Origin of the sequence: Streptomyces sp. W16, from assembly GCF_033194735.1 — a bacterium.
In the GTDB taxonomy this organism is placed as follows: domain Bacteria; phylum Actinomycetota; class Actinomycetes; order Streptomycetales; family Streptomycetaceae; genus Streptomyces.
The window spans coordinates 1-6,281 of record NZ_JAWOAI010000541.1; the positions used below are offsets into that span (position 1 = coordinate 1).

The following is a 6,281-nucleotide window of genomic DNA, read 5'->3' on the forward strand; positions in this document are numbered from 1 at the left end:
CCGGGCCCGTACCGCCGCCCGCTCCTGGGCGGAGGGCGGCGCCGGCCGCCGGGCCGCCGCGCTGCACACGGCCGCCGACCGGGTGGCGGCGGCGGGCGACGAACTCGCGAGCCTCGTCTCACGCGAGGTCGGCAAGCCGATCACCGAGGCGCGGGGCGAGGTGGCCCGTACGGTCGCGATCCTGCGGTACTACGCGCAGCAGCCGTACGACCCCGTCGGCTCCGTCCACGAACCGGCCGCCGGCGCCGGGCTGTTGTTCACCCGGCGTGCGCCCTACGGTGTGGCCGGGCTGATCACACCGTGGAACTTCCCGCTGGCCATCCCGGTGTGGAAGGCCGCACCCGCCCTCGCCACCGGCAACTGCGTCGTCCTCAAGCCCGCCGAACCGGCCACGGCCTGTGCGCTGCGGCTCGGTGAACTCCTCGACGAGGTACTGCCCCGAGATGTCTTCACCGTCGTCCCGGGCGGGGCGGCGGAGGGCGGCGCGCTCGTCGACAGCGCGGACGTCGTCTCCTTCACCGGCTCAACTTCCGTAGGCCGGGCGGTTGTTCAGGCCGCGACCGCGCTCGGCACGCCCGTACAGGCAGAGATGGGCGGGCAGAACGCGGCCATCGTGCTGCCCGACGCCGACATCGGGGCCACCGCCGCGCAACTCGCCGTCGCGATCGCCGGATACGCCGGGCAGAAGTGCACCGCGACCAAACGGGTCATCGCCGTCGGCGACTCCGCACCGCTGCGGGACGCCCTGGTGGCCGCCCTGGAAGCCCTCGCCTTCGGTGACCCGTCCCTGCCCGGAACCGCCTGCGGCCCGCTGATCTCCGAGCAGGCCCGGGACGCCGTACTCTCCGCGGCCCGCTCCGGCGGTCGCGTTCTCACCGGCGGGACAGCGCCGGTCGGCGAGCCCGGCTGGTACGTGCGGCCGACCCTGGTCGACGAGTTGCCCGACGGACGTCTCCTCGCCACCGAGGAGGTCTTCGGGCCGATCGCCGCGTTCAGTTCCGCCCCGGACCTGGATACGGCCATCGCCCGCGCCAACGCGGTCGCCCATGGCCTGGCGGCCTCCGTGTACACCGCCGACCTGGACGCCGCCCTGCGCTGCGCCGACCGCCTCGACACCGGCCTCGTCAAGGTCAACGCCCCCACCACCGGAGTCGACTTCCACCTCCCCTTCGGCGGCGAGAAGGCGTCCAGCCACGGACCGAGGGAGCAGGGCAAGGCGGCCCTGGACTTCTACACCCGCACCCGCACGGTCACCCTGCTCTCCGCAGCGTGAAGGAGCCATGAATACTGGTGGCACGTGACATTGCATCCTGCACGGTGTGTCTGATCCGCGCGGCCCCGCGACGCACGTTCCGCCCGACCCCAGAGACGCATATTCCGTCCAGGAGGACCACCGCATGGCCGCTCAGCACAACGGGGACAAGGCCGCCAAGGGTCCCAAGGTCTCCTCGGGCGGCGCCGGACCCGCCCTGCCCACCCTCGGCGGAGCGCGCCCCAGTTACCGCGAGCGGGTGGCCGACGCCCTTCGCGCCGCCCTCATCGCCGGTGAACTGAGCCCAGGCGAGATCTATTCAGCGCCGATGCTGGCCACCCGCTTCGGAGTCTCCGCCACACCGGTACGCGAGGCCATGCTCGACCTCGTCAAGGAGGGGCTGGTCGACACGGTGCCCAACAAGGGCTTCCGGGTCACCGCCGTCTCCGAGCGTCAGCTCGACGAGTACACCCACATCCGGTCGCTGATCGAGATCCCCGTCGTCGTGGGCCTCGCCGCCACCGCCGACCCCGTGGCGCTGGAGGCCCTGCGCCCGGCCGCCGAGGAGATCGTCACCGCGGCCGCCGCCGGCGACCTCATCGCCTACGTCGAGGCCGACCGCCGCTTCCACCTCGGCCTGCTCGCCCTGGCCGGCAACGAGCATCTGGTCGAGGTCGTCGGCGATCTGCGCAAGCGGTCACGGCTGTACGGGCTCACCGCGCTGGTCGAGCGAGGACTGCTGAAGTCGTCCGCCGAGGAACATCTCCAACTCCTCGACCTGCTCCTCGCCCGCGACGAGGACGCCGTACGCGAAGTGATGACCCGACACCTCGGCCATGTCCGGGGCCTGTGGGCCCACTGAACGGGCGCAAGCGGCCTCGGGGAAGTGGGGCACGCCCCCACGCCGCCCGGCACGCACTCTCGCCGCACCGCGCGAAAACCCCAGTACGTCCAGTACGAGGGCCTTCGCGCGGCACGCCGAGAGCACGCACCGAACGACGCGGGAACGCACCCCACTTCCCCGAGGCCGCTTCGCCGGACCACCCCTCCGGTCCACCCAACACGTTACGGAGAAGGATGCCCTCGCTGACCCGTGCCGAGGCCGAGACCCGCGCACGCCTGGTCGAGGTGGAGCGGTACGTTGTCGACCTGGACCTCACCCGGGGTGAGACGCACTTCCGCTCGGCGACGACCGTCCGTTTCACCGCCCGTACCGCGGGCGACACCTTCGCCGAGCTGAAACCCGCTGTCCTGCACCGGGTGGCACTCGACGGTCACGCCCTCGACCCGGCCCTGCTTGCCGACGGCCGAATTTCGCTCACCGGCTTCACGGCGGGACCGCACGAGCTCTACGTCGAGGCGGACATGGCCTACTCGCGCACGGGTGAGGGCCTGCACCGCTTCACCGATCCGGTCGACGGCGAGACGTATGTCCACAGCCAGTCCTTCTTGGACCAACTGCCGCGCATCACCGTGTGTTTCGACCAGCCGGACCTCAAGTCCGTCTTCGAGGTGACGATCGCCGCACCGCCCTCCTGGACCGTTCTGGGCAACGGCGTCTGCACACGCGACCCGGCCGCCGAAGGGCGGGGACGGTGGCGGATCGCCCCGACCCCGCCGATCAGCACCTACCTCTTCGCACTAGCCGCGGGGCCATGGCACTCCCTGCGCACGGAACACGCCGGTCTGCCCTTCGGCCTGCACTGCCGCCGCAGCCTCGCCCCGTACCTGGACGCCGACGCGGACGAACTGTGGAACATCACATGCCACGCGTTCGACCGCTACCACGAGCTCTTCGACGAGCCGTACCCCTTCGACTCCTACGACCAGGTCTTCGTCCCGGAGTTCACCAGCGGCGCGATGGAGAACCCGGGCCTGGTCGCCTTCCGCGAGGGCTTCCTCTTCCGGTCCGCGGCGAGCGGCACCGAGCGGCAGAACAGGGCACGGGTCATCGCGCACGAGTTGGCGCACATGTGGTTCGGCGACCTGGTCACCATGCGATGGTGGGACGACCTGTGGCTGAACGAGTCCTTCGCCGACCACATGGCCTACCAACTGACCGGCGCCTGGACCGAGTTCGCCGTCACCCGCAAGACCTGGGGCTACGACGCCGACCAGCGCGCCTCCACCCACCCCGTGGCACCGCCACCGGACGCCGTACCCGACACCGGCCGGGCACTGGCCAACTTCGACGGCATCGCGTACGCCAAGGGCGCCGCGGCGCTGCGTCAACTCGCCACCTGGCTGGGCGAGAAGCCGTTCCTCGCCGGGGTCAACGACCACCTCACCCGACACCGCTTCGGCAACGCCACCCTCGACGACCTCCTGGACTCCCTGACCCGCGCGTCGGGCCGAGACGTCCACGCGTGGGGCGAGGCGTGGCTGCGCACGACCGGCGTGGACACGATCGGCGGGCAGCGGTCTGTGGTCAGCCGACCGCATCGCGTCCCGTTCGGCCTGTACGACTACGACGCGAACAGCCGGCTCGTCCTGCGCGAGCGGATCTGGACCGAGCCCGGATCCAACGCCCTTGTCCCTGACCTCACCGGTTCCCGCGCCCCCGATCTTCTCGTTCCCAACGACGGTGACCTCACCTACGCCAAGGTCCGTCTGGACGAACGCTCCTGGGCCGCCGTCACCGCCTCGCTCTCCACCCTGGACGACCCGCTCACCCGCGCCGTGCTGTGGACCACCGCCCGCGACATGGTCCGCGACGCCGAACTCCCGCCCGCCGACTACCTGGACCTGGTCACCCGGCATCTGCCGAACGAGACGGACGCCGCCGTCGTCGACAGCGTCCTGGCCTTCGCGCGCGGGCCGGTCGCCGACCGCTACCTCGCGCCCGAACTGCGCCCCGCCGCCCTGATCGCCCTCGCGGACGTATGCCGGGGGATCCTGGACGACCCCGCCCGGCAGGCCCTGCACCTCGGAGCTCTGCGCACCCTTGTCGACAGCGCCGAACCCGTCCCGAAGGTCCCCGGAGACGATCTCGAACTGCGCTGGCACGCCCTGTTCCGCCGGTGTGTGCTCGGTGCCGCGGACGAGGCCGACATCGCGAACGAGGCCGCCCGCGACCGGAGTTCGGCGGGCGAGGAGTCCGCCGCCCGTTGCCGTGCCGCGCTGCCCGACCCGGCGGCCAAGGAGGCGGCCTGGAAAGCCATGTTCGAGAGCGACGGCCAGTCCGCCACCCTCCTCAGGGCACGTGCCCAGGGCTTCTGGCAATCCGAGCAGACCGACGTCCTCGCCCCCAACTCGACACTGCCGTCGGCCAGTTGCCGTGCCCGGCGCCAGAAACGCCCGTTCTCCCAGGTGGTGTCGGCCGCGGTGGACACCGTGTCGTAGACGCTGTTGTTCTCCAGCGCCACGCCCAACTCGGCGGTGTGCGCGACGATGTACGCGCAGCCCAGCGGTTTCGTGTCGGCCGGTGTGGACGCGGTGACGCGGATCGTCGTGTCGGCGGTGACGGCTTTGTTCAGCCCGACGCGCGCGGCCATCACCGTCGCGGTGTCCTGGTCGGAGCGCACGCTGACGAGGTTGTGCCCGGGGATCTCCAGCGTGCCCACCCGCAACGCCTCGGTGTCGGTGACCGAGGTGACCCGGAAGGTCACCGTCCAGCCGTCCACCACGATCTCCGCGCCGATCAACACCCCATCGGCCACGGTCAGTTCGTACACCACCCGGTCCGCGCCGACCGTGGCCGTGACCTGCGGGGTGTACGCCTGCCCGTTGACCAGCAGGGAGGTCAGGGGTTCCGCGCGGCCATGGATCACCGCACCGCTCTCGCGATCGGTGTACGACACGATCGCGGGGAACGTGGTGTCGACCACCACCTCCAGCTCGGGGGAGCGCAGCACCGCGGCGCTGCCGTCGTCGGCGAGGGCCGTGCCCGGCAGTGCGAGCGACCCGGCCAGACCGGCGGCGGCTGCTGTCACGACAACGGCGCGTCTGCTCGGGCCTACAGGACGACTGGCTTCGGGCAGGTTCGTCTCCGGCATTGCCAAACTCCCTCTCCGGTACATGACAACTAAAAGATCGTGATTCAGCCGCGCTCCTGCGTCCGCGTCGAGCCCTGTCCATCTGTCGAGATCTTCCGCAACGGCCATTGCGCGACTTCGTCATTCTGACTTAATTTCTGAAATTAAGTCGTGGAGAAGGAGTGTGAACCATGAGAGCGGAAGGCATGCGCCGAGGCAACGCCTCGGCCGTCCTGCGCGCCGTCGTCGCCGACGGCCCGCTCTCGCGCGCCGACATCGCCCGTCGTACGGGACTGTCGGCGCCCAGCGTCACCAAACTCACCGCCGTCCTCGTGGACGCCGGCTTGCTGAGCGAGCAGGCCCCGCTAGAACCCACCCAGGGCCGGCCGCGCGTCCCCGTGCGCATCGACCCACGGGGACCGGTCGCCCTCGGCATCCACATCGGGCTGCTGCGCACCACGCTCGGCCTGGTCGCCCTCGACGGCACGGTGCTCTCGCAGCGGGTCCTCGACCACGACGGCGACCTCGACCCGCGCCGGATCACCGAGCAGGCCGTGACCGGCGCCCGGGACTTCCTGGCCGAACGGCTGGGTGGGCGCCGCCTGTTGGGCACCGGCATCAGCCTCGGCGGCTGGGTCGACGGCGACGCCGGCACGGTCGTCGAGCACAGCGCGCTGGGCTGGACCGACGTACGCCTGCTGGACCTGCTGGACGACCGGTTGCCGGGGCCCGTGATGCTCGACCAGAACGTACGGGCCGCCGCCCGCGCCGAGTTGTGGTTCGGGGCCGGTCGCGAGGTCGACGACTTCGTGTACATCTTCTTCGGGAACATCCTCGGCGCCGCCCTGGTCGTCGACCGCTCCGTGCACCGCGGACCCGGCGCGGCGGCCGGCGGCATCGAGCATCTCCCGGTGAGCGGGGTCGAGGACACGGCGTGCGCGTGCTGCGGTACCGCCTGCCTCTCGGCGGTCGCGAGCGATGCGGTCCTGGTGGGACGGGCCCGCGCGGAGGGGGTGTTGGCGTCGAGGGACGCGCATCTGCCGCTTCCGCTGGAG

The 6,281-nt window shown here is 71.4% G+C and carries 4 protein-coding genes and 1 pseudogene; 4 read left to right on the plus strand and 1 reads right to left on the minus strand.

The genetic code is table 11. The features are described from left to right. The 3 genes from R6V09_RS43120 to pepN form a co-directional block, all read left to right on the plus strand. Positions 1-1,273: aldehyde dehydrogenase family protein (locus R6V09_RS43120; RefSeq protein ID WP_317886941.1), on the plus strand; the 1,273-nt coding region annotated here is incomplete at its 5' end. Between the two features lie 124 nt (positions 1,274-1,397). After that, complete coding sequence (locus tag R6V09_RS43125) at positions 1,398-2,114, plus strand: GntR family transcriptional regulator (RefSeq protein ID WP_317886942.1); 717 nt, start codon at positions 1,398-1,400, stop codon at positions 2,112-2,114. A 215-nt stretch (positions 2,115-2,329) separates the two neighbouring features. Then, positions 2,330-4,594, plus strand: coding sequence for an aminopeptidase N (gene pepN, locus R6V09_RS43130; protein ID WP_317886943.1), 2,265 nt, complete (start codon positions 2,330-2,332; stop codon positions 4,592-4,594). Here pepN and R6V09_RS54780 read toward each other — a convergent pair. Next, a pseudogene (locus R6V09_RS54780) lies at positions 4,552-5,355 on the minus strand (hypothetical protein); the annotation flags it as partial. The gene pepN and the pseudogene R6V09_RS54780 overlap by 43 nt on opposite strands. 62 nt (positions 5,356-5,417) lie before the next feature. On the opposite strand from R6V09_RS54780, the gene R6V09_RS43140 reads away from it, so the two are divergent. After that, a partial coding sequence (locus tag R6V09_RS43140) for an ROK family transcriptional regulator (protein ID WP_317886945.1) occupies positions 5,418-6,281 on the plus strand: 864 nt, incomplete at its 3' end.